33 protein-coding genes are annotated in these 26343 nt (G+C 72.0%); 17 read left to right on the forward strand and 16 right to left on the reverse strand.

The features are described from left to right. Positions 1–494: SCO6745 family protein (locus NCC78_RS08925; protein WP_443677200.1), on the reverse strand; the 494-nt coding region annotated here is incomplete at its 3' end. 235 nt (positions 495–729) lie between these two features. Next, positions 730–1500: an SDR family NAD(P)-dependent oxidoreductase gene (locus NCC78_RS08930; protein ID WP_250793301.1), complete on the reverse strand. Its 771-nt coding sequence runs from the start codon at positions 1498–1500 to the stop codon at positions 730–732. A gap of 172 nt (positions 1501–1672) precedes the next feature. On the opposite strand from NCC78_RS08930, the gene NCC78_RS08935 reads away from it, so the two are divergent. Both NCC78_RS08935 and pdxY read left to right on the forward strand, forming a co-directional pair. Next, positions 1673–2149: a MarR family winged helix-turn-helix transcriptional regulator gene (locus NCC78_RS08935; RefSeq protein ID WP_250793303.1), complete on the forward strand. Its 477-nt coding sequence runs from the start codon at positions 1673–1675 to the stop codon at positions 2147–2149. A gap of 62 nt (positions 2150–2211) precedes the next feature. Next, positions 2212–3063 carry a pyridoxal kinase PdxY gene (gene pdxY / locus NCC78_RS08940; RefSeq protein WP_250793305.1) on the forward strand — a complete coding sequence of 284 codons (852 nt, stop codon included), beginning with the start codon at positions 2212–2214 and terminating at the stop codon, positions 3061–3063. A gap of 54 nt (positions 3064–3117) precedes the next feature. Here the strand turns inward: pdxY and NCC78_RS08945 are convergent, their stop codons facing one another. After that, complete coding sequence (locus tag NCC78_RS08945) at positions 3118–4200, reverse strand: DNA glycosylase AlkZ-like family protein (protein ID WP_250793307.1); 1083 nt, start codon at positions 4198–4200, stop codon at positions 3118–3120. A gap of 223 nt (positions 4201–4423) precedes the next feature. Next, a complete protein-coding gene (locus NCC78_RS08950; protein WP_250793309.1) occupies positions 4424–4834 on the reverse strand; it encodes a hypothetical protein in 411 nt (136 codons plus the stop codon). A gap of 99 nt (positions 4835–4933) precedes the next feature. Between NCC78_RS08950 and NCC78_RS08955 the strand changes: the two genes are divergently transcribed. The 6 genes from NCC78_RS08955 to NCC78_RS08980 all read left to right on the forward strand — a co-directional run bounded on the left by NCC78_RS08955 (position 4934) and on the right by NCC78_RS08980 (position 11377). Further along, positions 4934–7609: a helix-turn-helix transcriptional regulator gene (locus tag NCC78_RS08955; protein WP_250793311.1), complete on the forward strand. Its 2676-nt coding sequence runs from the start codon at positions 4934–4936 to the stop codon at positions 7607–7609. A 108-nt stretch (positions 7610–7717) separates the two neighbouring features. After that, on the forward strand, positions 7718–8152 hold the full coding sequence (locus tag NCC78_RS08960) for a DUF2975 domain-containing protein (protein ID WP_250793313.1): 435 nt from the start codon (positions 7718–7720) through the stop codon (positions 8150–8152). After that, positions 8152–8358: a helix-turn-helix domain-containing protein gene (locus NCC78_RS08965; protein ID WP_026874506.1), complete on the forward strand. Its 207-nt coding sequence runs from the start codon at positions 8152–8154 to the stop codon at positions 8356–8358. The genes NCC78_RS08960 and NCC78_RS08965 overlap by 1 nt, the downstream gene beginning before the upstream one ends. Before the next feature lie 79 nt (positions 8359–8437). Beyond that, a complete protein-coding gene (locus tag NCC78_RS08970) occupies positions 8438–9379 on the forward strand; it encodes an ABC transporter ATP-binding protein (RefSeq protein ID WP_250793315.1) in 942 nt (313 codons plus the stop codon). Continuing rightward, a complete protein-coding gene (locus NCC78_RS08975; protein ID WP_250793317.1) occupies positions 9376–10185 on the forward strand; it encodes a hypothetical protein in 810 nt (269 codons plus the stop codon). Before NCC78_RS08970 ends, NCC78_RS08975 begins: the two co-directional genes overlap by 4 nt. A gap of 82 nt (positions 10186–10267) precedes the next feature. Further along, the gene (locus NCC78_RS08980) at positions 10268–11377 is read left to right on the forward strand and encodes an FAD-dependent oxidoreductase (protein WP_250793319.1); all 1110 of its coding nucleotides are present in this window, start codon (positions 10268–10270) and stop codon (positions 11375–11377) included. Between the two features lie 201 nt (positions 11378–11578). On the opposite strand, the gene NCC78_RS08985 is transcribed toward NCC78_RS08980, so the two are convergent. The 11 genes from NCC78_RS08985 to NCC78_RS09035 form a co-directional block, all read right to left on the reverse strand. After that, positions 11579–12874: an aminotransferase class V-fold PLP-dependent enzyme gene (locus NCC78_RS08985; RefSeq protein WP_250793322.1), complete on the reverse strand. Its 1296-nt coding sequence runs from the start codon at positions 12872–12874 to the stop codon at positions 11579–11581. A 143-nt stretch (positions 12875–13017) separates the two neighbouring features. After that, positions 13018–13356 carry a YnfA family protein gene (locus tag NCC78_RS08990; protein ID WP_250793323.1) on the reverse strand — a complete coding sequence of 113 codons (339 nt, stop codon included), beginning with the start codon at positions 13354–13356 and terminating at the stop codon, positions 13018–13020. Between the two features lie 24 nt (positions 13357–13380). Next, complete coding sequence (merT, locus tag NCC78_RS08995) at positions 13381–13650, reverse strand: mercuric ion transporter MerT (protein ID WP_250793324.1); 270 nt, start codon at positions 13648–13650, stop codon at positions 13381–13383. Continuing rightward, complete coding sequence (locus NCC78_RS09000; protein WP_250793325.1) at positions 13647–14084, reverse strand: MerR family transcriptional regulator; 438 nt, start codon at positions 14082–14084, stop codon at positions 13647–13649. Before NCC78_RS09000 ends, merT begins: the two co-directional genes overlap by 4 nt. Further along, positions 14081–14431 (reverse strand): hypothetical protein, encoded by a 351-nt coding sequence (locus NCC78_RS09005; RefSeq protein ID WP_250793326.1) that lies wholly within the window; start codon positions 14429–14431, stop codon positions 14081–14083. Before NCC78_RS09005 ends, NCC78_RS09000 begins: the two co-directional genes overlap by 4 nt. Positions 14432–14512: 81 nt before the next feature. Beyond that, complete coding sequence (locus NCC78_RS09010) at positions 14513–14920, reverse strand: arsenate reductase ArsC (protein WP_250793327.1); 408 nt, start codon at positions 14918–14920, stop codon at positions 14513–14515. Then, positions 14920–15105, reverse strand: a complete 186-nt coding sequence (locus NCC78_RS09015; RefSeq protein WP_250793328.1) for a hypothetical protein — start codon at positions 15103–15105, stop codon at positions 14920–14922. The genes NCC78_RS09010 and NCC78_RS09015 overlap by 1 nt, the downstream gene beginning before the upstream one ends. After that, positions 15102–15845, reverse strand: coding sequence for an aquaporin (locus tag NCC78_RS09020; RefSeq protein ID WP_250793329.1), 744 nt, complete (start codon positions 15843–15845; stop codon positions 15102–15104). Before NCC78_RS09020 ends, NCC78_RS09015 begins: the two co-directional genes overlap by 4 nt. Positions 15846–15902: 57 nt before the next feature. Then, complete coding sequence (locus NCC78_RS09025; protein WP_308220881.1) at positions 15903–16565, reverse strand: arsenate reductase ArsC; 663 nt, start codon at positions 16563–16565, stop codon at positions 15903–15905. Continuing rightward, complete coding sequence (locus NCC78_RS09030; protein WP_250793350.1) at positions 16558–17259, reverse strand: arsenate reductase/protein-tyrosine-phosphatase family protein; 702 nt, start codon at positions 17257–17259, stop codon at positions 16558–16560. Before NCC78_RS09030 ends, NCC78_RS09025 begins: the two co-directional genes overlap by 8 nt. Before the next feature lie 57 nt (positions 17260–17316). After that, a complete protein-coding gene (locus NCC78_RS09035) occupies positions 17317–17646 on the reverse strand; it encodes an ArsR/SmtB family transcription factor (RefSeq protein WP_250793353.1) in 330 nt (109 codons plus the stop codon). 62 nt (positions 17647–17708) lie between these two features. Here NCC78_RS09035 and NCC78_RS09040 point away from each other — a divergent pair, with 62 nt between their 5' ends. Next, positions 17709–18821: a flavin-containing monooxygenase gene (locus NCC78_RS09040; RefSeq protein WP_250793361.1), complete on the forward strand. Its 1113-nt coding sequence runs from the start codon at positions 17709–17711 to the stop codon at positions 18819–18821. On the opposite strand, the gene NCC78_RS09045 is transcribed toward NCC78_RS09040, so the two are convergent. Further along, a complete protein-coding gene (locus NCC78_RS09045) occupies positions 18793–19170 on the reverse strand; it encodes an ArsR/SmtB family transcription factor (RefSeq protein WP_250793372.1) in 378 nt (125 codons plus the stop codon). The genes NCC78_RS09040 and NCC78_RS09045 overlap by 29 nt on opposite strands. Before the next feature lie 85 nt (positions 19171–19255). On the opposite strand from NCC78_RS09045, the gene NCC78_RS09050 reads away from it, so the two are divergent. The 8 genes from NCC78_RS09050 to NCC78_RS09085 all read left to right on the forward strand — a co-directional run bounded on the left by NCC78_RS09050 (position 19256) and on the right by NCC78_RS09085 (position 26096). Then, a complete protein-coding gene (locus NCC78_RS09050) occupies positions 19256–19405 on the forward strand; it encodes a hypothetical protein (RefSeq protein ID WP_250793374.1) in 150 nt (49 codons plus the stop codon). A 22-nt stretch (positions 19406–19427) separates the two neighbouring features. Next, positions 19428–19688, forward strand: a complete 261-nt coding sequence (locus tag NCC78_RS09055; protein WP_250793375.1) for a hypothetical protein — start codon at positions 19428–19430, stop codon at positions 19686–19688. 47 nt (positions 19689–19735) lie between these two features. Next, on the forward strand, positions 19736–20941 hold the full coding sequence (locus NCC78_RS09060) for a M28 family metallopeptidase (protein WP_250793376.1): 1206 nt from the start codon (positions 19736–19738) through the stop codon (positions 20939–20941). Positions 20942–20953: 12 nt separating this feature from the next. Further along, a complete protein-coding gene (locus NCC78_RS09065; RefSeq protein WP_250793377.1) occupies positions 20954–21280 on the forward strand; it encodes an ArsR/SmtB family transcription factor in 327 nt (108 codons plus the stop codon). Next, positions 21280–21777 carry a GNAT family N-acetyltransferase gene (locus NCC78_RS09070; protein ID WP_250793378.1) on the forward strand — a complete coding sequence of 166 codons (498 nt, stop codon included), beginning with the start codon at positions 21280–21282 and terminating at the stop codon, positions 21775–21777. The genes NCC78_RS09065 and NCC78_RS09070 overlap by 1 nt, the downstream gene beginning before the upstream one ends. 74 nt (positions 21778–21851) lie before the next feature. Beyond that, positions 21852–23270: an FAD-dependent oxidoreductase gene (locus NCC78_RS09075; protein WP_250793379.1), complete on the forward strand. Its 1419-nt coding sequence runs from the start codon at positions 21852–21854 to the stop codon at positions 23268–23270. Beyond that, entirely contained in the window at positions 23270–24532 is a 1263-nt protein-coding gene (locus NCC78_RS09080) for an MFS transporter (protein WP_250793380.1), read from the forward strand. Before NCC78_RS09075 ends, NCC78_RS09080 begins: the two co-directional genes overlap by 1 nt. A 373-nt stretch (positions 24533–24905) precedes the next feature. Beyond that, complete coding sequence (locus NCC78_RS09085) at positions 24906–26096, forward strand: MFS transporter (RefSeq protein ID WP_250793381.1); 1191 nt, start codon at positions 24906–24908, stop codon at positions 26094–26096. Positions 26097–26343: the final 247 nt, after the last annotated feature.

Genomic DNA, 26343 nt, shown 5'->3' on the forward strand with positions numbered 1-26343 from the left:
CAGAGGATCAGGTGCGGCTGCTCCGGCCAGGGAAGTGCGGCGTGGGCGGCGAACAGTGGCCTTCCCTCCGGGTATGCGGTGGCCGACTCGGCGGCGCGACGGGCCAGCTCGGCGGCCTCGATCATCTCCGGGCCGTGCACCGCGTCGCCGAGCGCGCGGGTCAGGGCCGCACCGGCGGCCTCCAGCCGGGCGGCCAGCACGTCCGCCGGCGTCGCCCGCTCCCAGGCGGCCGGCAGCACCCGGGCGACGAGATCCGGGTTGAAGTTGAAGAAGCTGGCGACGACCGGGCCGGGGCCGACCGGCCCCAGGGCAGCCGCGCGGGAGGCGAAGTAGCCGGCCGGCTCGGGGATGCCGAGGGCGGCGTACCGCTCGTGCGCCTCGGGCACGAAGTAGATCATCCCGTGCAGGGGCTCGGTCACCCGCCAGGCGTGGCGCACGACGGCCGGGTCGAGCGCCGCCGGCTGCTGCCAGCTGGGATCCGCCACGTCCGTCATGTCGCTGCCCTCCGTCGACGACGTTACCGGTCGGTAGCTTCCCATGCCGGCGAGGGCCGTGTCACCCGCCAGTCCCGCTCCGCTCCTTGTCTGGCCCGCCCCGCCAGGCAGACATCCTGATCCTGCCGGTCCTGAGAGGCGCGGGCTGCCTGACCGCGTACGGGAGGAATGAGAGCGGCGCCGGCGCAGGGACGCGGGGGGCGCGTGCTCGGAGCGAGCACGCGCCCTGTCGGGATCAGGTGAAGTTGGCGCCGCCGTCGACGAGCAGCGACTGGCCGTTGAGGTAGGCGCCGTCGTCGGAGAAGAGGAACGCCACCATGGCGGCGAGGTCCTCCGGCTTTCCCAGCCGTGGCGAGCGTACGGTCGCGAGAATCTGGTCGCGCCACTCCGCGGTGGTGGCAGCGAGCGCGGCTCCGGTGAGGATCACGCCGGGCGAGACGAGGTTGGTACGGACGCCGTGCTTGCCACCGAGGGTCGCGGTGTGCCGGGTGAGCCCGACCAGGCCGCTCTTGGCAGCCTGGTAGGCGACGTGTTCGGTCTCGCCCATCCATACCGCACTCGACATGGTGTTGATGATCGAGCCACCGCCTTGCTTGATCATGATGGGCAGGGCGTGGCGGATGCCGTACATGTAGCCGGTGAGGGTGACGTCGATGGTGTGCTGCCACACGTCGACCGGTACCGAGGTGACGTCGGTGTCTCGTCCAAAAGATCGTGCCGACAGATCCGCGGCCACGTTGAACAGGCCGTGCAGGCCGCCGAACCGGTCGACGGTGAAGGTGATCAGGTCCCGGTAGGACTGCTCGTCGGTGATGTCGAAGCCTCGGGCCACGGCTGTTCCGCCGGCGGCGGTGATGTCGTCGACCACGGTCTGGGCGGCGGCCTGGTCCAGATCCGCCGCGACGACCGACATGCCTTCCTCGGCGAGGCGGATCGCTGTCGCGCCGCCGATGTTGCCCGGCGCCGCACCGGCGACGATGGCGACCTTGTCCTTGAGTCCGCGCATTGTCCTATCCCTTCCACTCGGTCGGTGTGAAACGTGGCCGGGTCCGGCTTGGTGGTAGCCGCCCTGGCGGGCGACCCGGCTCTGCCCTCGCGCCGGCACGGGATGGGTCTCCTTGCTCGACGCGGCAACTGTACGTCAAGCAATTGCTTGGTCAAGCAAGTATGCTGGACTCATGTCCACCGTCACAGTGAACCCGGCGCAGAACCCGGAAGGGTTGCAACCACTCAATCCGGACGAAGAGGCTGTCGTCCGGTCCCTCAATCGCGTCATGCACGCACTTCCTCGCGCCATCGACGCCGACATGGTGCGCGAGCAGCGGCTCCCCGCCATTGACTACCTGGCCCTGATGCACCTCTCCGAGGCTCCCCACCGGCAGCTGCGAATGAGCGAACTCGCCGCCGCCTGCGACATGTCGCTCAGTGGCATGAGCCGCGTCGTGCACCGGTTGGAAGGCCAAGGGCTCATCCAGCGGGTCAGATGCGAACAGGACGGCCGTGGCTGGAACGCCGTCCTCACCGACGCCGGCCTCGCCCGCCTGCAACAGGCCTGGCCCACCAGCCTCGCCGCCGTACGCCGGCACTTCCTCGACCACCTCACGGGCATCGACCTCCGAAAGCTTGCCAAGGCCCTTCAGAAGGTCGGCACCTGAGCCAACCGACGGAAACGGCGGGCGGTACGCGTGGCGCCGGCGGGAACCGCCATGATGAGGCGGTGAAGATCCTGTCCATCCAGTCCTCGGTCGCCTACGGCTACGTCGGCAACTCGGCGGCCGCGTTCCCCCTTCAGCGCCTCGGGCACGAGGTGTGGCCGGTACTGACCGTCCACTTCTCCAACCACACCGGATACGGCGCGTGGCGCGGGCCGCTGCTGGCGCCCGCCGACGTGGCCGAGGTGATCGCGGGCATCGCGGACCGCGGGGTCCTCGGCAGCGCCGACGCGGTCCTGTCCGGCTACCAGGGTGACCCGGCGATGGGCGCGGTGATCCTCGACGCGGTGGACAAGGTCAAGGCCGCCAACTCAAGCGCGGTGTACTGCTGCGACCCGGTGATGGGCGACGCCGGCCGCGGAATGTTCGTCCGGCCGGGCATCCCGGAGTACATGCGGGACATCGTCGTCCCGCGCGCGGACATCATCACCCCGAATCAATTCGAGCTGGACTTCCTCGCCGGCCGGACGACGAACTCGCTGACGGAGTTGCTGGAGGCGGTCGACGTGGTGCGCGAGACGGGGCCGCGGCACGTCCTGGTCACCAGCGTGCTGCACGGCGACGTGCCGGTGGACTCGCTGGAGGTGGTGGCCGTCTCGGACGAGGGTGCCTGGGCGGTGACCACGCCGCTGCTGCCGATCAACCCGAACGGCGGCGGCGACGTCACCGCGGCGCTGTACCTCGCGCACCTGGGGACGACCGGCTCGCCGGCGACGGCACTGGAACGCACCATCGCCTCCGTTTTCGCCGTCCTCGAGGCGACCCTCGCGGCGGGCACCCGGGAGATCCAGCTGATCGCGGCCCAGGACGCGATCGCCGAGCCGCCCGCCAGCTTCACCGCCCGCCGGCTGCGCTGACGCGACGTCATGCGGAGGCCGTTACTGACCTGAGCACCCGCAAGGTCGACCCGATCAGGCGCCGACGACCTCGAGATCGAGCCAGTCGGCCAGGTCCTCGATCTCGGTGCGGATCGCGGCGGTCATGGCCGTGGTGAAGGGAACGTCCTCGTGGATGGCGTTGACGACGAAGGTGCCGGCTTTGCGGTCGGCGGTCGCGTCCAGCTTGCCGACGAGTTGGTCACCGTGGAGGACGGGGAGGGCGTAGTAGCCCCACCGGCGCTTGTCCCTGGGCTTGTACATCTCAAGGATGTACTCGAAGCCGAAGAGCTGCTCGGTGCGAACGCGGTCGTGGATCAGCCGGTCGAAGGGCGAGAGCAGCGCGGTCCGTCCCTCGAACGGCAGGTCGACGTACGCCGGATGGACGCGCCAGGTGCCCGGCGTGCCCTCGACGACGACCTCTTCTCCGGCGTCACCGACGTACGGCGACTCACCGGGTATCTGGGGGCCGGTGGAGCGGGCGATGCCCAGTGCCGCGAGCCGGCGCTCGTCGCGGTGGCGGACCGCGACGTCGAGGTCCAGGCTTGGCAGGTCGGCGCGGTAGACGCGCCCGGGAAGGTCCCAGTAGCGCTGCCGCCCCTTCCGTCCGGAGATCGCCACGTCTCCGTGGAGGGCCATGGACTCGAGCATCCTCGTGACGTTGCGGTTGTTGGTCCAGCCCGACGACGGCCAGGGTACGACGCTCGTGTCGGGGATGTCCCGGGACAGCAGCGGGCCTCGCGTGCCCAGCAGCGCCAGGATGTCGCGGCGGAAGGGTTCGTTCTCCTCAAACCACGCCTGGGTGAACGGGTGCGTCCGGGCGCGGGCCTCGGCGATCACGGCCGGCAGGTCGCGGGGGGACCGGATGTAGGCGACGGTCTCGACGAGCGTGCGGTCGGTCTCGACGGCCCTGGTCAGGTCGGCGGGGTCGTAGGTCGAGCCGAGCCGGCTCCACAGGACGAGGTCGGCGCTCGGTGCGATGGCCGCGGTGGGGTCGATCTGCAGGAGCGTCAGGCGCTCGCAGATGTTGACGAGGTCGGTCGGGCGCGGCGCGTCGAGCAGCTGCGCGCGGATCGCGATCCGGCGGGCCTCGTTCCTGCTCAGGCACGGGACGACCATGCCGCAAACCCTAGCGGCCCCCACTGACAGCACTGGCGTGCGCGGAGCAGCCCATCTCCAGCCGGCCGCCTGATCGACACCGGTGTGGGGCGACGGTCTTCGCCTGGCGCCCCACACCGGGTCTGTCACCCGCTCCGCCGTGCCCGGGAACGGGCCCGGGCACGGCGATGTGGCTCGGGGCCTGCTCCTGTGCAGGAAACGGGCACCGGTGGAGTGCGCCCGTTCACCCGGTCCTGCGGAGACCGGCGAACTGCAGGCCGGTGAAGCCAGCGACCACCACCGCCTGCGCGATCACCAGTGCGGTGCCGAGGCCGGTCAGCGGGAACCAACCGGCGAGGAGCAGTTCCGCGCTCGCGGCCACCCACGCGATGTTGACCGCCATCACGACGCCCACGGCGGCCCTGCTCACCGTCGTCCGCGACGCGAGGAGGAACAGGGCGGCTGCGAAGACGACCAGGAACGCCCCGGTCGGGTAGAGGAAGGCGGCGGGAAGGCCGAACATCCCGCCGAAGGTCGCCGCAGCGACGACGTAGACGACTCCATTGGCGCCCGAGCCCATCGCGTCCTGCTTGAGGGCGAAGCGGAGCAGCTTGGCGTCGGCGGCGGTCTTGACGGTGCTGGCGACGGCGGTCATGTCGGAGGTCCCTTCGTAGTGCCTGACGTGCCTGTGATCACGAAGCTACGGACGTCCGCACCAGGCCGAATCAGTCGTCGTGACGGTAGGTTCCTGACCGTGCTGCACGGACGAGCGGGGGAACAGGCGGACATCGAGCGGATCCTGGCGCAGGCCCGGACCGGCCGGAGCGGGACCCTGGTCATCCGAGGCCCGGCGGGGATCGGCAAGTCCGCGCTCCTGGACTACGCCGCCGGGCAGGCAGCGGGCATGCGCGTGTTGCGCGGCGCCGGTGTCGAGTCCGAGGCCACCCTGCCCTTCGCCGCGCTCCACCTGCTTCTGCGCCCCGGGCTGGACCGCATCCACGCGCTTCCCGACGCGCAGGCCAATGCCCTCAGCGGCGCGCTGGGGCTGGGCGACCTCGCACCGGAAAGCCGGTTCCTGGTCGGGCTGGCCACGCTGAGCCTGCTCTCCGAGATCGCAGGGGATGGAGCGCTGCTCTGCCTGATCGACGACGCGCAGTGGTTCGACCAGGCGTCGCTGGACTCGCTGGTGTTCGCCGCCCGCCGCCTCGAGGCGGAAGGCATCGTGATGATCTTCGCCGCCCGCCCGGGCGGCCATGCCGCAGGGCTGCCCGAACTCCGGCTCGGCGGGCTGGACGACACGGCCGCCGCCGCGCTGCTCCCCGCCGATCTTCCACCGCAGGTGCGGGAGCGCCTCATCGAGGAGTCGGACGGCAACCCTCTGGCGCTCATCGAACTGCCCGCCGCGCTCACCGCCGAACAGCGGGCGGGACGATTGTCACCGGTGGGCGCGATGCCCGTCGCCGATCGAGTCCAGGAGGCGTTCCAGGCACAGATAGCCGCGCTTGCGGAGCCGGCGCGGACGGCACTGCTGATCGCAGCGGCGGACGGCTCTGGTGAGCTCCAGACGCTGGTGGGCGCGGGGGCGTCCCTGCCCGGTCTGGAAGCAGCCGAGCGGGGTCGCCTGATCGAGATCAGGGGAACGGTTGTCGGGTTCCGTCATCCCCTGATCAGGGCGGCCGCGTACCAGAGCGCGCCGGTCACCCGTCGCCTTGCCGTACATCGAGCCCTTGCCGACGCCCTCACTCGCTCGGCGGCCACGGATGCGGCCGACCGGCGGGCGTGGCACCTGGCCGCCGCCGCGCTCGGCCCTGACGAGGACGTCGCACGGGAGTTGGAGCAGACGGCGGAACGGGCACGTACCCGCGGCGGCCATGCCGCGATCGCGGTCGCTTATGAACGGGCCGCCGAACTCGCCGCCGATCCGGTACGACGATCCGCGCGGCTGGCCGCTGCCGCCCTGGCCGCCAGTGATGCCGGCCTGATTGCCCGTGCCGCCGCGCTCGCCGACAGCGCCACGCCCGACCTGGACGATCCGGACATGATCGCCGCGCTGATCCAGGTGCGCGCCCACCGCGAATTCGAGTTGGGCACACCGCACGCGGCGGCCCGGATCATCCTGGACAACGTCCCTCGCGTGGCGGTCCACTCCGTCGAGCGGGCCACCTGGCTGCTGGTGGAGGCCATCCGGTGCTCCTGGTTCGCCGGTGACCGGCGGCTGGCACAGGAGGCCGCGACGAGCCTCGGGGCGCTCCCCGAGATCGGCTCACCGCTGATCAGCGCGGCGCTCGGGCTGACCCGCCTGTTGAACGGTGACATCGGCGGTGGGATCACGTCCATGGGTGAGGCGGTCGACGCCGATGCGCGTGCCGGGCTGGGGGTGCCGGGGCGGACCTTCGCTGCCTCCCTCTGCCTCCCGCTGGGCCGTCCCGACCTCGCCGAGCAGATCACCGCAGGCGTCGTGGCGGACTGCCAGCACAGTGGAATGATCGGCTGGCTCGCCTTCGCGCTCGAAGACCATGGACTCGCGCAGGGGTTGCTCTGCCGGTACGGCGAGGCCACGGCGTCGCTGAACGCAGGACTGCGGCTGGCGACGGATCTGGGTCATGAGCACCGGGTCAGCCACCTCACCTGCGTTCTCGCCTGGGTGCTCGCTCATCAAGGGGATGTGCAGGGGTGCCGTGAAAGGGCCGAAGAAGGTCTGGCGGGAGCCGACAACCGAGGACTGGCTCCCGCGGCGGCCATCGGGCGCTGGGCACTCGGCCTGCTCGAACTCGGCCTGGGCCGCCCGGACGCGGCCCTTGAGCAGCTGGCGGCCATCCCGCCGACGGGCATCGCCGTCCTGGCCGCCGCGGACCAGGTCGAGGCTGCCATCCGCAGCGGCCGGCCGGAGCGGGCGAAGGAGCCCCTTGCCCGCTATCTGGCCTGGGCGCGGCACGTCCGTCAGCCGTCGTCGGACGCGATCGCCCTGCGCTGCCGCGCCCTCGTCGACGAGGACGAGACGCACTTCGCGCATGCCGTGCACCTCCATGGGGAAGGTGCTCAGCCGTATGAGCAGGCACGGACGCAGCTCGCCTACGGCGAGTGGCTGCGACGGGCGCGAAGGCGGGCAGCTGCGCGGGCGCAGCTGCGCGGCGCGCTGGAGATCTTCGACCGACTCGGTGCGCAGCTGTGGGCGGAGCGGGCCCGTGCGGAGCTGCGCGCGACCGGGGACGTGCCGGCGGCGCCGCGCACGGCCGGCGACCCGCTCAGCGTGCTCACCCCCCAGGAACGCCATGTCGTACGGCTGGCGGCCGGTGGCGCCTCCAATCGCGATATCGCCGCCCAGCTCTTCCTCAGTCCGCGGACCGTCGGCTACCACCTCTACAAGGCGTTTCCCAAGCTGGGCATCACCTCCCGGGCCCAACTGGCAGCCATCGCCGGGTCGTCGTAGGTGCTCGGCACGGGAGATCCCACACCGATTGACTTTCGATAGGTACCGAGTGATACTCGATATGTGATCGCAGAGCATCGGGCGGTAGCCCCTCTCAGAGTTTTCCTCGTGTTGCTGTTCGGGATCCTGGTCATGTTGCAGACCTTCTCGTTGCCCGGGCAGTTCGCGCACATGGCCGAGGAGTCCCCGGACATGGCCTACCTCAGGTGGCCGATGACGGCGGTGGCCGTGTTCTGGGTGCTGTGCGTCCAGGTGGTGATCGTCTCCACCTGGAAGTTGCTCACCCTGGTGAAGAACGACCGCATCTTCAGTGCCGCGGCCCTGCGGTGGGTGGATGCGATCGTGTGGGCCATCGCTGCGGCGTGGGTGGTGCTGCTGGGCGTGTTCCTCTACGTCGGCTTCAACGCGAACGACCCTGGTCTGCCGCTGCTGCTGTTCCTGATGTTGGTCGGTGTGGCGGTGCTGGGGCTGCTGATGGTGGTGATGCGGGCGCTGCTGCGGCAGGCCACGACGCTGCGTACCGACATGGAAGCGGTGATCTGATGCCCATCGTCGTGCGGATCGACGTCGAGTTGGCGAAACGCAAGATGAGTGTGGGCGAGTTCGCCGAGCGGGTGGGGCTCACGCCGGCGAACGTGGCGGTGCTGAAGAACGGACGCGCCAAGGCCGTCCGTTTCAGCACCCTGGAAGCCATGTGCCGGGTCCTCGACTGCCAGCCCGGCGACCTGCTCGAATGGGTCGACGAATGAACCACCACCGCCCACCACGTGCCACGCACGCCGCCGCCGTCGCCGCGGCAGTTCCACACGCCGCGTACGGAGACCACCGGTGATCGAGGTTCGTGGGCTCACCAAGCGCTACGGCGACGTCCTGGCCGTCGACGACCTGAGCTTCGACGTCGAGCCGGGGAAGGTCACCGGGTTTCTCGGGCCGAACGGGGCGGGGAAGTCCACGACGATGCGGATGATGCTCGGCCTCGACCGTCCCACGTCGGGAAAGGCCCTCGTGAACGGCCGGACGTTCACGATGCTCGCCGAACCGCTACGGGAGGTCGGTGCGCTGCTCGACCCCGGATCAGTTCACCCCGGCCGCACCGGACGCAACCACCTCCGGGTGGCCGCTCGGGCGAACGGCATCCCGGAGCGCCGGATAGCCGAGGTGATCGAGCAGGTCGGGCTCGGACGCGCGGCCGGCCGCCGGATCAAGGGCTACTCCCTGGGCATGCGCCAGCGACTCGGGATCGCCGCCGCACTCCTCGCCGACCCCCGCGTGCTGCTGTTCGACGAGCCGATGAACGGGTTGGACCTCGACGGCGTCCGCTGGATCCGCGGGCTCCTGCGCCGACTCGCCGACGAGGGGCGCACCGTACTGGTGTCCAGCCACCTGTTGAGTGAGATGGAGCAGACCGCCGACCGTCTGGTCGTCATCGGTCGCGGGCGACTGATCGCCGACGCGACGACCGAGGAAATCCTGCGCGGGCTCGGACACCGTCAGGTGCGAGTCCGCACCTCCCAGCCGGATCAACTCCTCACCCGGCTCGAGGAACACGGCTTCACGGTTCAGCGCGTCGATGCGCACGAGCTGCGGGTGGAGGAGAGCACCGCCGAGCAGGTGGGCGATCTCGCCAACTCCTTCCACCTTCCGCTGCACCACCTCTCCGACGTCCAGCAGTCCCTTGAGCGCGCCTACCTCGCGCTCACCAGCGACCACGTGGAGCACCACGCCCGTGAAGCGGAGCGTGCCCCCACGACAATGGAGGCAGCACAGTGACGGCTCCGTCGACCACTCCTGCCCTGCGCGGGTTGGCTGAGGACGTCTCCACCGGACGCGTGTTCGCCCGCACCTGTGCTGCCGAGTGGACCCGGTTGTGGACGGTCAAGGCCACCTGGTGGTTCCTGGCGGCGGCAGCCGTGGCCATGGTGGGGCTTGGCGCCGTTGCCGGCTTCGATGCGGCCGCGGACCCCGTGCCACCCCAGGGCGACCCCGCATGGCTGGTGTCGTCGATCAGCGCCATGCCGGCACAGTTCGCGCTGCTCGCGTTCACCCTGATCGCGGTCACGTCCGACTACGCCACCGGCGGGATCGTGCCGACCCTGCAGTGGACGCCACGCCGCGCGGTTCTCTTTCTCGCCCGCGCCATCGTGACGGCAGGAGCCGCCACGAGCGCCGGCGTGCTGCTGGGGCTCGCCTCCGCCCTCGCGGCCTTTGCCGCGGCCCGGCCGGGACTGAGCCTGCCGTTGGACGAAGGCATCGAGGTGCTCGCCACCGTCGCCTTCGTCTTCGCGGCCGGCACCGTCCTCGCTGTCGGGCTCGGCTTCCTGCTGCGCAACACAGCCGGTGGCCTGGTCGCGGTGTTCCTGCTGATGCTGGTGCTGCCGCTGTTGCTACCGCAGTTCGGCTACGAGTGGATGTCGGCGCTGGCCGAGATCCTGCCCGGGTCCGGCGCGGCGTTCCTCCTGCTCAAGGGGGTGCCGGGGATGACGACGGTGTCATCGGTGCTGGTCCTGCTCGCCTGGGCCGGCGGCGCTCTCCTGCTCGGCTGGCTGCGGCTGATGCGTGACGACGCGAACCGGTAGTAGCCGGTCGCGTCGTCCAGCGGCCCTCCTTCTCGGCTGGCCACATGCCGCCCGCGACGACTCTGACAAGGGGGAAGGGCCGATGATCGTCGACGTATTGGTCGTCGGGGCCGGGCTGGCGGGGCTGCACACGGCCACGCTGCTCGCCCAGCACGGCCACGACGTGCTGCTGGTCGAACGGCGACCCACGCTCACCGGCGCGATCCGCACGACCGGGATCTTCGTTCGGCGTACGCTCGACGATTTCGCACTGCCTGCCGAGTGCCTCGGGCCACCCATCAGACGAGTGGTGCTCTACCCCCCGGGGCTGCGCCGCCAGGTGGCCCTGGTCAGTGCGCGCGACGAGTACCGGGTGGCCGACATGGCGCCGCTGTATGTGGCAGCGGCCCGCGCTGCGGCCGATGCCGGCGTGCGGATAGCGCTGGGCACCCGCTATGCCGGTCGGCGAGCCGACTGCTTCCTCCTGGCCGGTCGTGACGGGCCGACGAAGGTCCGAGCACGGTTTGTCGTCGGCGCCGACGGCGCCCGCTCGCGGGTTGCCCGGGACCTCGCCCTGGACCGCAACCGCCACCTGCTGGTCGGTGCCGAGGAGGTCTTCAGGATTCCCGTCGGCGAGGAGCCACCGACGTTCCACTGCGTGCTCGAACCCTCGCTCGCTCCCGGCTACCTGGCGTGGGTCGTCAACGACGGGCGGCATGCCCACGTCGGCGTGGCCGGCTATGCCGACCGCTTCCCCGACGGCCTCCGGCGGGCTCTGGAACGCTTCAGTGCCTCAGCGCCCGGACTGCCGGGCGTCGACCGCCCTGAGCAGGTCGAGCGGCGCGGAGGCCCGATCCCGGTCGGCGGGGTGCTGCGCCGAATAAGCTGCGCGGACGGGCTTCTCGTGGGAGACGCTGCGGGTGCCGTCTCTCCGCTCACCGCGGGCGGCCTCGACCCATGCCTGCGGCTGTCGGAGCTCGCCGCCGCCGTCCTCGACGAGGCCCTGCGAGCCGGCCACCCTGAGGCGTTGACCCACTACGACGGGGCCGCTCTGCGCGCCCGCTTCCGAGGAAGGCTCATGCTGCGCCGCGGGTTGGCCCAGGTGCGCACGCCCGCCGTCGCGGCAGCAGCGTTCACCCTGCTGCGCACGCCCTTCGGGCGGGCCGCGGCCAGCCGCGTGCTCTTCGGCGACGGATCCTTCCCCAGCCCATGACCCGGCGACCCGAGGCACAGCAGGGTGCGTGCATCCCCCTACCCCGGGCCAACCCGTTCGGCGAGGCCCCGGCCTTCTTCCCGAGCCGCTGGTGGAACCGGCGCGGCGATACGCCGAAGCCGTCGCGGCGGCCGGGCGCACCGTTCGAGGGGGTTCCCGTCGCGTGCCGTCCTCGCCGGTGCCCCGGGTGCGCGGTAGTGCTCAGACCAGAGTGCGAACCGCCCGCAGTGCCGCGTCGACGTCCGCCTCGACGTTGGCGATGGTCGCTCCGAAGCGCAGGTAGGAGGGGCGGTAGGGCGTGCTGCTGGCGATCACGCCCGCGGCGTGCAGCCGGCCCACCGCCTCACCCAGTGGCACGTCGGGCACGTGGCAGCAGACGACGCCGGCGGAAAGCTCGGCCGAGCGTGGGGTGACCAGCCGCAGCCCGCGAATGCCGGCCAGGCCCTCCTTGAGCCGGTCGGCCAGTTCGCGAATCCGCGCGGCGACCCGCTCGCGCCCGATCCGTCGGTGGAACTCGAACGCCTCGGCCAACGCCCACCGGTGCTCGAAGCTGTGGTAACCCCCGGGTGTGTGCGCGGGTCCCGCGGGCGGCGGCTGCCCGCCCGTACCCCCGCCCAGCCACTGGCCGATGCTGCGCCCGTCGAAGCTGGGGATCACCGGCGTCATCCGGCCCCACGCCCGCTCACTGGCCCAGACGAGTCCGGTGCCACGCGGCCCGAGCAGCCACTTGTGGCAGCCGGAGACCAGGGCGTCGCAGCCAAGCTGGGCCGGGGTCACCGCCTCGGCGCCGAAGCCGTGCACCCCGTCCACGCAGACCAGCGCTTCCGGGCTGCGCGCGCGAACCGCCTCGGCGAGCTGTCGGATCGGCAGCTTCACCCCGGTGCTGGAGTGCACCCAGGTGAGCGCGACGACCCGGGTTCGGGTGGTGACCGCCGCCGAGAGGTTGGCGACGACCTCGTCGACGGTGGTCACCGCCGGGTCCCGGTAGAGGCGTACCCGGCGGACGGTGACCCGGTCTCGCGCGGCGCGCAGGCGCAACGACTCGTGGGTGGCATAGAAGTCGTGCTCGGTGGTCAGCACCTCGTCACCGGGCCGTAGTCGTACCGCGGTGTAGAGCAGACCGAGGCCCATCGTGGTCGAATCGGTCAGGGCTATCTGCTCCGGGCGGGTGTCGAGGTGGCCGGCGGCCGCACCGAGCGCGGCTGCGTCGAGCCGTTCCTCGTTGGCGCCCAGGTAGCCCATCGCGTCCCGGTCGAGCCCGTCCCGGTGCGCGGCGACGGCGGCGCGCACCGGCGCGGGGTGCGCCGCGAAGACGAAGGTGGCCAGGTGCGCCCGGCTGTGGTCGAGCGCGAACTGTGCCCGCACGCTGTCCCAGCTCGCCGGGTCGAAGGCCGGCGGGGCGGCGGGCTCCTGCCGCTCCGGATCACAGCCGGTGGTCAGGCCGGTCATTCCCGCCGCTGCGGTCACGCCGAGCAGACTTCGTCGGGTGAACACCATGCGCTCATCGTTCACCGTCAACGTCACGGACAGGTCACCGAACCGCTCGGCCCTGGCCCGCCTGAGCCGACTTCAGCGGCACCCGCTCGTGCGACTCGGTGATCCCGTGCCCTGATGAACCAACGGTCCGCTCCCGGCGCTGGTCAGCGGTGCGGGCGTGGTGCGTACATGATGACCGCGACGCCGACGAGGCAGATCAGCGCGCCGATGACGTCGTAGCGGTCAGGGCGGAACCTGTCGACGGCCATGGCCCAGCCGAGGGAGCCGGCGACGAACACCCCGCCGTACGCGGCGAGGATCCGGCCGAAGTTCGGGTCGGGCTGGAACGTGGCGACGAACCCGTACGCGCCGAGCGCGATCACCCCGGCGGCGACGAACCACAGCCCGCGGTGCTCCCGCCAGCCCTGCCAGATCAGCCACGCCCCGCCGATCTCGAAGAGCGCGGCCAGGGCGAACAGCAGCATCGAACGCAGGACGGTCATGGCTGCTGACCCTAGCGGCGCCGTTCAGGACGCCGAGCAGGAGCACGCGCCGCCGGCACACCCGGCCGGGTGGGTGCGCCGACGGGCGTTGGACCACCAGCTCAGTGCGGCAAGGGCGGCCAGGCCGACGGCGACGCCGGGCATGAACCGGCCGGCGGCCGCCCATCCCGTGCCGCCGAGGACACCGGCGGCGAGCAGCAGAGGGATGGCGCAGCACGCCGCGCATGCCGCTGCGGCGAGGGAGCCCATGCCGGTGGGCAGCAGTCGGCGCAGTCGTTCGGCGGAACGGGTCACGGGGTGTCTCCTCGGTGCAGGTCGGCGAACGGCAGTGGACAGCAGGAACTGGTGGCGCAGGCGGTCAGGTCGTCGCAGCCCGCCTCGATGGCCGAGCGCAGCGTGGTGGCGATGACCTGCAGGTCGGCGATGCGGGCTTCGACCTCGCTCAATTTCGTGGCGGCGCGGGCCTGCAGGCCGGCCTCGCGGCGCCCGTGTCGATGCCGTCCCAGGTCGACGAGGTCGGCGACCTCGTCGAGGGTGAAGCCGAGGCGTTGAGCGGTCTTGATGACCCGGAGGAGGGTCAGGCTGTCGGGCGGGTAGAGGCGGTGGCCGCCGGGGCTGCGCTGCGGTGCGGGAAGCAGGCCGCGACGCTCGTAGTACCGCAATGTCTGCGGGTTCACCCCGGCTGCGTCGGCCAGCTCCCCGCTGCGCAGCGCGCCCGGCCCGGTCACCGGTCGCTGCCCGGGGTTGCGCGGTGCGCGAGTCCGTCGAGGACATCAGCGTGCGTCGCCGGGACCGCGACGTCCACGACGACATGGCCCGGCCGGTCGGTGGTGACGGTGAAGGTGAAGAAGGAGCAGCACCGGCTCTCCCGTGCCGTGAGGTCCCGCACCGTGGCTTCGAGCTCGGCCGGCCCGGCCAGCGTCAACCGCAGCCGGGTCGCGTCGACCCGATCGACACGACGGCCGGCGGCGGTGAACAGCGCGTCGAACTCGGCCAGCCGCAGTGGCCGCTGTGCGGTGGGCAGGGTGCACGCGTCGGGCACCCAGCCCTGGCCGGGGCGTATTTCGGTGGTCATGCGCCCACGGTATGCCTGTACCTGGGTACAGGATGCAAGGCCGGTGCGGGGGAGCAGCGGCCTGCGGCCGCGGTGACGGGGTCAGGCGGTGGGGCGTAGCTCGGCGAGGAGCCTCTCCACCCGGGTCCGGATGTCGTCGCGGATCGGACGGACCGATTCGACGCCCTTGCCGGCGGGGTCTTCGAGCTTCCAGTCCTCGTAGCGCTTGCCAGGGAAGACCGGGCAGGCGTCACCACAGCCCATGGTCACGATGACGTCCGAGGACTCCGCCGTGGCGTACTCCAGCAGTTTGGGGGTCTGGTCGGTGATGTCGATGCCCACCTCGCGCATGGCCTCGACGGCGGCGGGGTTGACGGTGTCGGCGGGGGCGGAGCCGGCGGAGCGGACCTCGACGGCGTCGCCGGCGAGGTGGCGCAGCCAGCCGGCGGCCATCTGGGAGCGGCCGGCGTTGTGCACGCAGACGAACAGGACGCTGGGCTTGTCGGACATCAGGAGCCTTTCTGGCAGTACGGGTCGCAGGGCCGGTTCACCGGCGCCTCGTCGGGGATCGCCGGCAGCAAGCGGTCGGGGCGGCTGTTGCGGTCCAGCAGCCGGTACCGGCCGGCCGGACGCGGCGGATTGAGCAGGCCGCGGTACAACTTGTCCGCGCCACCGTGCTCCGGATCGGTGTTCATGGGCGGTGGTCGAGCGGGTGGCGCTCGTCGGTGGGAACGACCACCTGGTCGGCGGTCTGCCCGGCGTCGGGGTAGAGGGCGACCAGGAGACCGATGCCGACGGCGAGGCCGACGAGCTGCGCGACGACGAAGCCCGGGACGGAGGCGGGGGCGATGCCGGCGAAGGTGTCGGTGAACGCCCGGCCGATCGTCACCGCCGGGTTGGCGAACGACGTGGACGAGGTGAACCAGTAGGCGGCGCCGATGTAGGCGCCCACCGCGGCCGGGGCCACGGGGGAGCGGCCGGACCGGGCCAGGGCGAAGACCAGCAGGATCAGGCCGGCGGTGGCGACGACCTCACCCAGCCACAGGTTGCCGGCCGCACGGTCCTTGCCGGAGAAGCCGACCGCGGCCAGGTCGAACATCAGGTTCGCCAGCACCGAGCCGCCGATCGCCCCGGCGACCTGGGCGGCGACGTATCCACCGAGGTCCCGGCCGGTGAGGCCGGTACCGGAGCGGCGGCCGAGGAACCAGTCGGCGGCGGAGACGACCGGATTGAAATGGGCGCCGGAGACCGGGCCGAAGATCAGAATCAGCGCGCCGAGGGCGAACGCGGTGGCGATCGAGTTCTCCAGCAGCTGGAGGCCGACGTCGTCGGGGGAGAGGGTGGTGGCCATGATGCCGGAGCCGACCACGGCGCTGACCAGCAGGGCGGTGCCGGTGAACTCGGCCAGCAGGCGCCGCCAAAGTGCGATGGTCATCGGTCTGTTCTCTCCCGTTGTGGTTGTTCCCGGGCCGCGTGTCGGCCTGGCGGGTGTCTATCGGGTGGCGGGGACGTGCAGTTCGCCGAGGAGCCGGCGGACGCGGCGTTCGATCTCGTCGCGGATCGGCCGGACGTCGTCGAGGCTCAGGCCGGCGGGGTCGTCGAGTTCCCAGTTCTCGTAGCGGGTGCCGGGGAAGACCGGGCAGGCGTCGCCGCAGCCCATGGTGACGACCACGTCGGCGGCGCGGACGACCTCGTCGGTCCAGGGTTTGGGGAACTCCTCGGCGATGTCGATGCCCCGTTCCGCCATGGCCGCGATCGCCGCCGGGTTGACCTCGATGCCGGGCTCGCTCCCTCCGGACCAGGCCACGGCATGGTCGCCGGCGAGGTCGGTGAAGAAGCCCAGCGCCATCTGGGATCGCCCGGCGTTGTGGGTGCAGAGGAACAGCGCGACCGGTCGCCCGTCGCGGTGATGACCCTCGACACGGGCGAGGGCCTGCAGGCGCTGGCGGGCGAAGCGCTCGGCGAGCAGTGGCAGGTAGTTGGGGATGCTGCTGGCGGTGGCGAACTGGTCGTAGCTGGAGTGCAGGAACCGCTCGATGGTCTCGGCGCCGTAGGTGCCTTCGAACTCGGCCGCGAGGCGAGTGGCCCCGGTGCGCAGGGCGACCTGTTGGTCGACGGAGACTTCCTGGTAGAGGCACGGGCTGGTGTCAGTCATGGCGGTCTCCCGAGCTCATGGCGGGGGTGATGACGGGGGCGACGCGGTCGACGCGGGCGGCGAGTTCGGCGAAGGCGGCCTCGAACGCGTCGTCGGTGTCGGCCCGGACCGGGTCGGGCACCGACCAGTGCAGGCGGGGCCGGATCGGCCCCGTGAGTTCCTCGTGGGCGTTGTCGCACACGGCGATGACCAGGTCGTCGTCGTGCACGATGTCGGCGACGTGGGAGGTGCCGGTCGGGTCGATCTCCAGCCCGTGCCGCTGGGCCACGGCGACGGCACGAGGATGGACCCGCTCGGCCGGCCTCGTCCCCGCAGACGCCGCCGCGGTGTGGGTGCGGTCGGACCAGAGGGCGGCGGCGAGTTGCGAGCGAGCGGAGTTCCGGGTGCAGACGAACACCACCCGACCCACCCCGGACAGCGGCGCCGGCGTCAGCGTGGCCAGGGCCTCGGGCCGCAGCCGCAGGTAGGTGCGGCGCCGGTCGCCCTCGGACCGGTCCCGGACGACCAGGCCGGCCTCGGTGAGCACTTTGACGTGGTGGGCGACCAGGTTCGTCGGCATCCCCAGGTCGTGGGCGATCTCGCCGGGGGAGGCGTCGCCCAGGGTGAGCGCGTCCACGATCGCCAGACGCGCCGGGTCGCCGAGCGCGGCATGGATCCGGGCGCGCCCCCGCAGGGAAGCAAACTCAGTAGTCATTGACTCAACTATTGCTGAGTAATCGTGAAACTGTCAAGCTCCGTGGTGCGGGTGTGATCAGCAGCAGGTCGTCAGGTACGACTGCAGTTCGGCCAGCGCCGCGACCGCGCCGTCGCGGTCAGCCCGGTAGTACACGGTCTTGCCCTCGCGCCGTGACGTCACCACCCGTCCGCGGCGCAGCAGGGTCAACTGCTGCGACGCCGTGGCCTGACTGATTCCCGTGCGCTCGGCCACCTGCCCGACCGACAGTTCCGCACCCTGCGCGAACAGCATCATGATCCGCTGCCGCGTGGGGCTGCCCAGAGCCTTCAGGAACTCCTGGGTGTCCGATCCCAACCCGGTCGGTCCGGCGCTGCGCGTATCGGCTGCGGGCGTTGGCTGGTCCATGGCTCCACCCTCCCGCATCATCATCATATTGTCATTCAACAAAACGACGATATGATGATGGGGTGACCAGCCCTGCGGAACCCGTGATCGTCATCGGTGGCGGCCAGTCCGGCCTCGCCGCCGCCCGCGCCGTCCTCGCCGTGCGCCTGCGCCCCGTCGTCCTGCAGGCGGGCGCCGAGCCGGTCGGCTCGTGGCCCGGCTACTACGACAGCCTCACCCTGTTCTCCCCGGCCCGATACAGCGCGCTGCCCGGCATGGCCTTCGGTGCGGGTGACCCCGACCGCTACCCGACCCGTGGCGAGGTCGTCGCCTACCTGCGCCGCTACGCCGCCAGCCTCGACGCCGACATCCGCACCGGCGTCCGCGTCACCGCCGTGCGGCCCCGACCCGGCGGCGGCTACCTGGTGCACACCGGCGCCGGCGAGGAGATCGCGGCGGCGGGCGTGGTCGCCGCCAGCGGCTCCTTCGAAAACCCGCACCTGCCGGTGCTGCCCGGCCAGGACGTCTACACCGGCGAGGTGCGGCACGTCGCGCACTACCGGCGGCCCGAGCCGTACGTCGGCAAGCGGGTGATCGTGGTCGGTGCCGGCAACTCCGCCGTCCAGGTCGCCCACGAACTGGCGTCGCTCGCGAGGGTCACCCTGGCGACCCGGGCGCCGATCCAGTTCGTGCCCCAGCGCATCCGCGGCCGGGACCTGCACCACTGGCTCCATGTCACGGGCGCGGACCGCCTCCCGCGGGCGGTGCTCACCCGCTTGATCCGCCATGCCGCCGTGCTCGACACCGGCGTCTACCGCGACGCCATCGCCGCCGGCCTGCTCGCCCGGCGGGAGATGTTCACCGCCTTCACCCACGACGGCGTCACCTGGCCCGACGGCACCTCCGAGCCGGTCGACGCGGTGATCTTCGCGACCGGCTACCGCCCGAACCTCGACTACCTCGCCCCGCTCGGAGCCCTCGCGCCCGGCGGTGTGCCCCGGCAGGTCGGCGGGATCTCCACGGCCCGTGCCGGGCTGGTCTACCTGGGGCTGGAGTTCCAGCGGTCGTTCTCGTCGAACACCCTGCGCGGCGTCGGCCGCGACGCCACCCACGTCGTGAGCGCCCTCGCGGCGAGCGTGCCCGGCCGGGCACGGCGCCGGCCGCGGCTCACGCAGCGGCTGTCGGATCGACAGTGAGCAGTCCGGCGAGCTGGCGCAGGATGGCCGGTCGGGCCCGGTAGTACACCCAGGTGCCCCGCCGCTCGGCGTCGACCAGGCCGGCCTCGCGCAGCGTCTTCAAATGATGGGAGATGGTCGGCCCGGTCAGGTCGAACGCTGGGGTCAGGTCGCAGACGCACGCCTCCCCACCCTCTGCCGAGGCGATCATCGACATCAACTGCAACCGCACCGGATCCCCGAGCGCCTTGAACGCGGGCGCGAGGACCGCGGCGGTCTCGGCCGGCACCCGGCGCTGCGCCAGCGGCGGGCAGCACGGCGTGTCGGCGGTGAGGTCGATGACCGGAAGCGACGCCGCTTGCTTTGACATGCCTCTAGGTTGACAGATGTCTAAGCAGCGTGCAACTGTCTGATTCGACAGACGTCAAGACAGGCGTCGTGGAAAGGGGATCGTCATGTTCGGCAAGGCTCGGCGCTCGGCGGCAGCCCTGGCGGGAGTGCGGTTCTGCGACTCCTGTGCCGAGGTGTCCACCTCGGCGCAGCGGGTGCAGCGTCGCTATGAGGGCGCTCGCACCAGCGCCTACACCCTGATCGGCCCTCGGTAACCCGGATCGGAAAGGACGTGTGATGAGCGAGAACACCCAGACCACCCTCTCGACGACGGGCGGGTTCGCCGGTGATCCGGCCGCCGCCCTGGCCGTGACAGACTCCGGTTCCTGCTGCGGCAGCCCGGCCCAGCCAGTCGGTTCGATCCTTCCGCCCGCCGGCCAGGCGGCGACCGCGGGACCGTGCTGCGGCACCCGGCAGGCCGCCGAAGCGGTGGGCTCCTGCTGCGGTGCCGAGGCGAAGGCCGAGGCCGTGAACGCGGGTCAGGGATGCTGCGGATGACCCCGACATCGGGATCAGTCGCCCGCGTGGAGGCGATCCTGGCGAGAGTGTCAGCCGGGCGGATGGCCGCCACCGTCACCACCCTTGCCTCGGATGACTTCACCGGCCGACGGGTCGGCACGAGAGGCGGGGCCGGCGCCCGTGCCTGGCTCGCCGAGTACCTCGCCGACCTCGGCGCGACGGTCGAGACGGACGATTTCCCGGTCCGTGCCGTGCCCGACGTCTACGCGGCGCCGACCGTCGTGTGGGGCCAAGGCCCAGCCTCGACACTGCTGGACTTCGGCCGGGAGGTCGCGATCCACCCGGCCTCGTGCGACGCCGACGAAATCAGGCGTGGCCTGTTGGGCGTGGCCGGTAGCGGCGACCCGACGGACCGTTGGCTGGTCGTGCCCGTGGGCATGAGTCTGTTCGACGCCGTCGGGCACGCCCAGGGTGCCGTCGGTCTGCTCGTGAGCCGCGCCGTCGACGCGGACGGCTGGCAGTACACGACCCTCGCCGGCCCGGAACCGGGACCGCTGCCCATCCTGACCCTCGACGCGGGCACCCACCGCGCCGTGCTCGCCGCCGCTGCCACCGGTGCGGGCTGGTTGAGCGGAAACACCCCGCTGCGCCGTCGCGACGTCACCGGCACCAACATTCATGCCGCCTTCCCCGCGGCGTCGCCGGGCGGGGTCGACCTGTTGCTGACCGCCCACTACGACGGCGTCGGCGACCATCCTGGCCTGCGCCAGCCCGGCGCGGCAGACAACGCCAGCGGCGTCGCGGTGGTCCTGGAAGCCGCCCGGATCCTGTCCACCGCACGGGCCCCGGGGGTGGGGCTGTCCGTCGCGCTGCTCGACGCCGAGGAGGTCGGCGCGCTGGGCTCCGCCCACCACAGCCAGCGACTGCGTACCGTCGGCGCCCGTCCGCTGATCATCAACGTCGACGGCGCCGGCCTGCTCGACCACGCCGCCGCGGTCGAGGCTGGTGGGCCGGCCCACGCGCTGCTCGCCCTGCTCGACCAGGCCGGCCGGCACACCGGCGTCCCCCTGGCCGCCGGACCGGTCGCCTCCGACAACCGCCGCTACGCGGCCGCCGGGCTCGCGGCGGTGGGCATCGGTGCCGGCATGGGCGGCTACCACAGCCCCGCCGACATGCCGGACCGCGTCGACCCGCACACCCTGGCGGCCGTCGCCCGCCTGGTTGTCGCGGCCGTGTCTCTCGCCCCTTCCGTACTCGCTACACTTCCATCGCTGATCGGCGATGAACGATAGAAGGAGGTAGGTGTGGACGAGTTGCTCGACCGGACGACTGCGCAGACGTACGCGTCGTGGTTCCGGGCCCTCGCGGACCCGACCCGGGTGCAGATCGTCGAGTACCTCGCCCGCCGCGCCCGGCCGATGAGCGTCGGTGAGATCGTCGCCGCCGTCGGCCTGGCGCAGTCCACCGTCTCGCAGCACCTGAAGATCCTCACCGAGGTGCGGTTCGTCCTCGTCGAGCCGGTCGGTACCGCCCGGCACTACCGCATCAACGACGCCTGCGTCGGCTGCTTCCCCTCCGCCGCCGATGTCGTCATGGGCCGACCCGCCCCGAGCCCGAACGGAGCCTGCTGATGGCCGACATCACCGTCCGCACCATGACGGCCGACGACGCCGGTCGGGTCCTGTCCATCTACCAGGCCGGCCTCGACGACGGCGACGCCAGCTTCGAGACCACCGCGCCCACCTGGGCGGTGTTCGACGCCGGCAAGCTGCCCGACCACCGCCTCGTGGCGGTGGACGGCAACGACACGGTGACCGGGTGGATCGCCGTCTCGCCGACCTCGACCCGCGCCGTCTACGCCGGCGTGGTCGAGCACTCCGTCTACGTCGACCCCGCCGCCCGGGGTCGCGGCGTCGCCCGCGTGCTGCTGGACGCGCTCATCGCCTCCACCGAAGCGGCCGGCATCTGGACGATCCAGTCCGGTGTCTTCCCCGAGAACACCGCCAGCCTCGCCCTCCACGAGCGGGCCGGCTTCCGGGTCATCGGCGTCCGCGAACGGGTCGGTCGCCACCACGGCCGCTGGCGCGACGTGGTCCTGCTCGAGCGGCGCAGTCCCGTCATCACCTGACCAACCCTGGCCCGGAAGCCGGGCCACCGTCCAACTACTTGATTCGACAGTTTTCAACACAGAGGAGTTGTCTGATGAGCGCGCTGAACGAGCTGCCTGTCGTGGTGATAGGCGCCGGCCCGGTCGGCCTGGCCGCCGCCGCGCACCTGCACGAGCGGGGCATCGCCTTCACCGTCCTCGAAGCCGGCGACACCGCCGGCGCCGCGGTGCGGCAGTGGGGACACGTGCGGGTCTTCTCCCCGTGGCGGTACAACATCGACCCGGCCGCCCGCCGCATCCTGGACGAGGCCGGCTGGGTCGCCCCTGACCTGGCGGCCCTGCCCACCGGCGCGGAGCTGGCCGGCGACTACCTCCAGCCCCTGGCGGAGCTGCCGCAGCTCAAGCCGCACCTGCGCTACGGCGCCCGGGTCGAGGCGATCAGCCGCCTGGGCCTGGACCGGCTGCGCACCGCGGGGCGCGAGACCACCCCGTTCCTGATCCGTCTCGCCGACGGCGAGGAACTGCTCGCCCGCGCGGTGATCGACGCCTCCGGCACCTGGGGCCGCCCGAACGTCCTCGGCGCGTCCGGCCTGCCCGCTCGGGGCGAGGCGGACGTGGCGGCGCACCTGGAGCACGCGCTGCCGGACGTGCTGGGCGTAAGTCGGGATCGGTTCGCCGGCCGGCACACCCTGGTCGTCGGCGCCGGCCACTCCGCCGCCAACACCCTGCTCTCCCTGGCCGAACTGGCCGAGTCCACGCCCGGCACGGAGGTGATCTGGGCGATCCGGACCACCTCACCGGCGCGCACCTACGGCGGCGGGGACGCCGACGCCCTGCCGGCGCGGGGCGCCCTCGGCTCGCGGCTGCGGGCGCACGTCGACGCCGGCCGGATCCGGCTGCTTACCGGCTTCTCCGTACACGCACTCACCCCGACCGACGGCCGGGTGACCGTGGCGGTGCGGCATGCCGAGGGCGGCGAGGAGTCGATCACCGTGGACCGCGTCGTCGCGGCCACCGGCTTCCGCCCGGACCACTCCATCGCCGCCGAGCTGCGCCTGGACCTGGACCCCGTCATGGGCGCGACCCGCGCCCTGGCGCCGCTGATCGACCCGAACGAGCACTCGTGCGGCACGGTGCCCCCACACGGCGTGGACGAGCTGTCCCACCCGGAGGCCGGCTATTACGCGGTCGGCATGAAGTCCTACGGCCGGGCGCCGACGTTCCTCATGGCCACCGGCTACGAGCAGGTCCGCTCCGTCGTCGCCGCTCTGGCCGGCGACTGGCAGGCGGCCCGTGACGTGCAGCTCGACCTGCCCGAGACCGGGGTCTGCAACAGCAACCCCGACGACTCCGCCAGCGGCGACAGCTGCTGCGGGCCGGCCCCGACCGCCGAGCCGGCAGCGCGTGGGCTCGCCACCGGCATCTCCGGTGGCCTGCTCGCCGCACCCTTGAACCTGGTCACCCTCGACGCCGCTCCCGCCGGCGGCCAGACCGGCGGCTGCTGCGGCAGCTGATGACCACCCCCACGATGGTGCCCGCCGACCCCAGGGTCGGCGGGCACCGCGGTTGGCGTGTCGTCGCCGCCCTCGCCATCACCTCGACCATCGGCTACGGCACGCTCTACTACGCCTACGCGGTCCTGCTCAGCCCCATGGCTGCCGGCCTCGGCGCGTCCACCACCGCCGTCACCGGAGCGCTCACCGCCAGCGTCCTGGCCGGCGCCGTCATGGCCATCCCCGTCGGGCGGTGGCTCGACCGCCACGGTGGACGCGCCCTCATGACCGCCGGCTCCCTCACCGCCACCGCACTTCTGATCGCCTGGTCCCAGGTCCAGACCATCGGGCAGTTGTACGCCGTGATGATCGGCATCGGGATCACCGGCGCGATGGTGCTCTACGAACCCGCTTTCGCCGTCATCGTCTCCTGGTTCACCCCCGACCGACGGGCCACCGCCCTGCTCGCCGTCACCGTCGTCGCCGGATTCGCCAGCACCATCTTCATGCCCCTGACCGGCCTCCTGGTCGCCCACTTCGGCTGGCGCGGTGCGCTGCTCGTGCTCGCCGTCATCCACGGCGCGGTGACCGTGCCCCTGCACGCCCTCACCGTCCGCAAACGCCCACCCTCCACAGCACCCACCCCCGCGGCGCGGACCGAGCACACCCAGCACCAGGTCACAGGGGCGCGCACCGCCATGCGCGACCCTCGGTTCTGGATCCTCGCCGCCACCCTCGTCGCCCAGGGCGCCGCCACCAGCACCATCGGCGTTCACCTCATCGGCTACCTGACCAGCCGCGGGCACCCGGCCACCTTCGCCGCCACCGCCGCCGGCCTGCTCGGCGTCCTGTCCGTCACCGGACGACTCGTCCTCACCGGCGCGCGACGCCGGCTCCCGGTCACCACCATCGTCGCCGCCGTCTTCGCCATCCAGGCCGCCGCCGTCTTCGCCATGCCCCTCGCCGCCGGAACCCGGGTGGGCGCCGTCATCGCCATCACCGGATTCGGGCTCGGCTTCGGCATCGCCAGCCTCGCCACCCCCGCCCTGCTCGCCGACCGCTACGCGACCACCGCCTACGCCACCATCGCCGGACGACTGGCCGCCCCCGTCACCACGGCCAAGGCGGTCGCGCCCCTGGCCGCCGCGGCGCTGCTGCACCACGGCGGCTACCACCTCCTGCTGGCCTGCGTCGCCACCGCCTGCCTGCTCGCCGCCGCCGGCATGCTCGCCGTGCGAGGGAACAGCCCGCGCAGCAACGAGCGACGAAGCCAGATCGAGTGACCTCATCAGCGCGGCCGTCCCAGCTGGAGAGGGCCGATATGTGGCGCCACCCGCGTCGGTGCACCCGCGGGCGTGGAGAGACTGCCGGTCAGCGGGAGAAAGCAGGAGGGCAACAGGCGCGAACCGGTGCTGGGCCAGGCGTCTGGGCAGGGCGAACCCTGCCCGGCGCCGCTCGGGCTCCGTGCCACGGCATGCTCAGCCTAGCCGCGAGCCGGGGACGTGCGAGCCGGAACGCACCTTCCGCCGTCGAGACCAGTCCATGTCGCGTGTGAGGGGGCGCACCGGGTACTCCGCTGCGGCCTGTCAGCAGGAGGGCGTCCGGGGCCGACCGCGCCGGGCCGCCGCTTGCCGCTCACCCTGAGGAGCACGTCTGATGAGTATCGCCGAATCGAGGCGCCTCTCGCCGAGAGTCTCCCTGTTCCTGCTCGCCTCGATCCTCGTGTCCTTCGTGGCCGCGTCCGCAGCCCCGACCCCCCTCTACGAGATCTATCGGGCGCGCTGGGACTTGTCGCCGATCGCGACGACGGTGGTGTTCGCCGTCTACGCCGTCGCGGTGCTGGCGTCCCTGCTCACGTTCGGCAAGCTGTCCGACCACGTCGGGCGTCGGCCGGTCCTGCTCGTCACGATCGCGGTCCAGATACTCTCGCTGGTCATCTTCATCCTCGCCAACGGGGTACCCGCCCTGGTGGCGGCCCGCGTCGTACAGGGGCTGGCGACCGGCGCCGCCACCGGCGCCGTCGGTGCCGCCATGCTCGACATCAACCGCGTGCGCGGCACGCTCGCCAACTCGATCACTCCCGGTATCGGTACCGGTATCGGTGCCCTGCTCTCGGCGCTGCTGATCCAGTTCCTGCCCGCGCCGACGCGGCTGGTCTACGTCGTCCTGCTGGTGATCCTGGTGATCCAGGGCCTCGGGGTCGTGCTGATGCGGGAGACGGTCACGCCGATGGCGGGAGCGCTGCAGAGTCTGCGACCGGACATCAGACTGCCGCGCGCCGCGCGCGGTCCGGTCCTGGTCGTCGCTCCGGTGGTCTTCGCCGTCTGGGCGCTGGCCGGCTTCTTCCTCGCGCTCGGCCCGGCGCTCGTGCGCGCCCTCATGAGCACCTCGGTCGTGGTCGGCGGTCTGGTCGTCTTCGTCTTCTCCCTCTTCGGGACCATCACCATCATCCTGCTGCGCAACACCGCCGCACGGACCGTCATGCTCACCGCGATCACCGCACTCATCATCGGCATGATCATCACGGTGGTGTCGGTCACCGCCGAATCCATCCCCGGCTTCTTCGTCGGCCTCGCGTTCGGTGGCGTCGGCTTCGGCGGCGGATTCCAGGGCAGCATCAAAACGGTCATGCCGCTGGTCGAGGCGCACGAACGCGCCAGCGTGCTCTCCCTGCTCTACATCATCTGCTACGTCGGCTTCGGCCTGCCCACCGTCATCGCCGGCTTCCTCGTGGTCTACGGCGGCGGCCTACCGCAGACCGCCAACGAGTACTCCGTCGCCGTCATCCTCCTCGCCCTGGTCGCCCTGCTCGGGCTGCGCGGGGCCGGCAGGGCATCACCCGGCTGACCCACCGGGACGGCCACCATCAACGCTGACGTCGCCACAGCGCCGGCGGCCGGCCTTAGCTGACCGTTAAGTAACGGGCCCCCTCGTTCACCCGGCGGGCAGCGCTGGGCAGACTGGGGCGATGCCCCCCGCCGAGCCGCCCGCGCCCCCCGCCCCCCGCCGTCGTAGCCGAGCACTCGTCGCGGTGGTCGCCGCGCTCGCCGTGGCGGTCGCGGTCGGGGCGTGGTCGCTGCGGGATCGGGTAGGC

Source organism: Micromonospora phytophila (assembly GCF_023656545.1).
GTDB classification, from domain to species: Bacteria; Actinomycetota; Actinomycetes; order Mycobacteriales; family Micromonosporaceae; genus Micromonospora; species Micromonospora phytophila.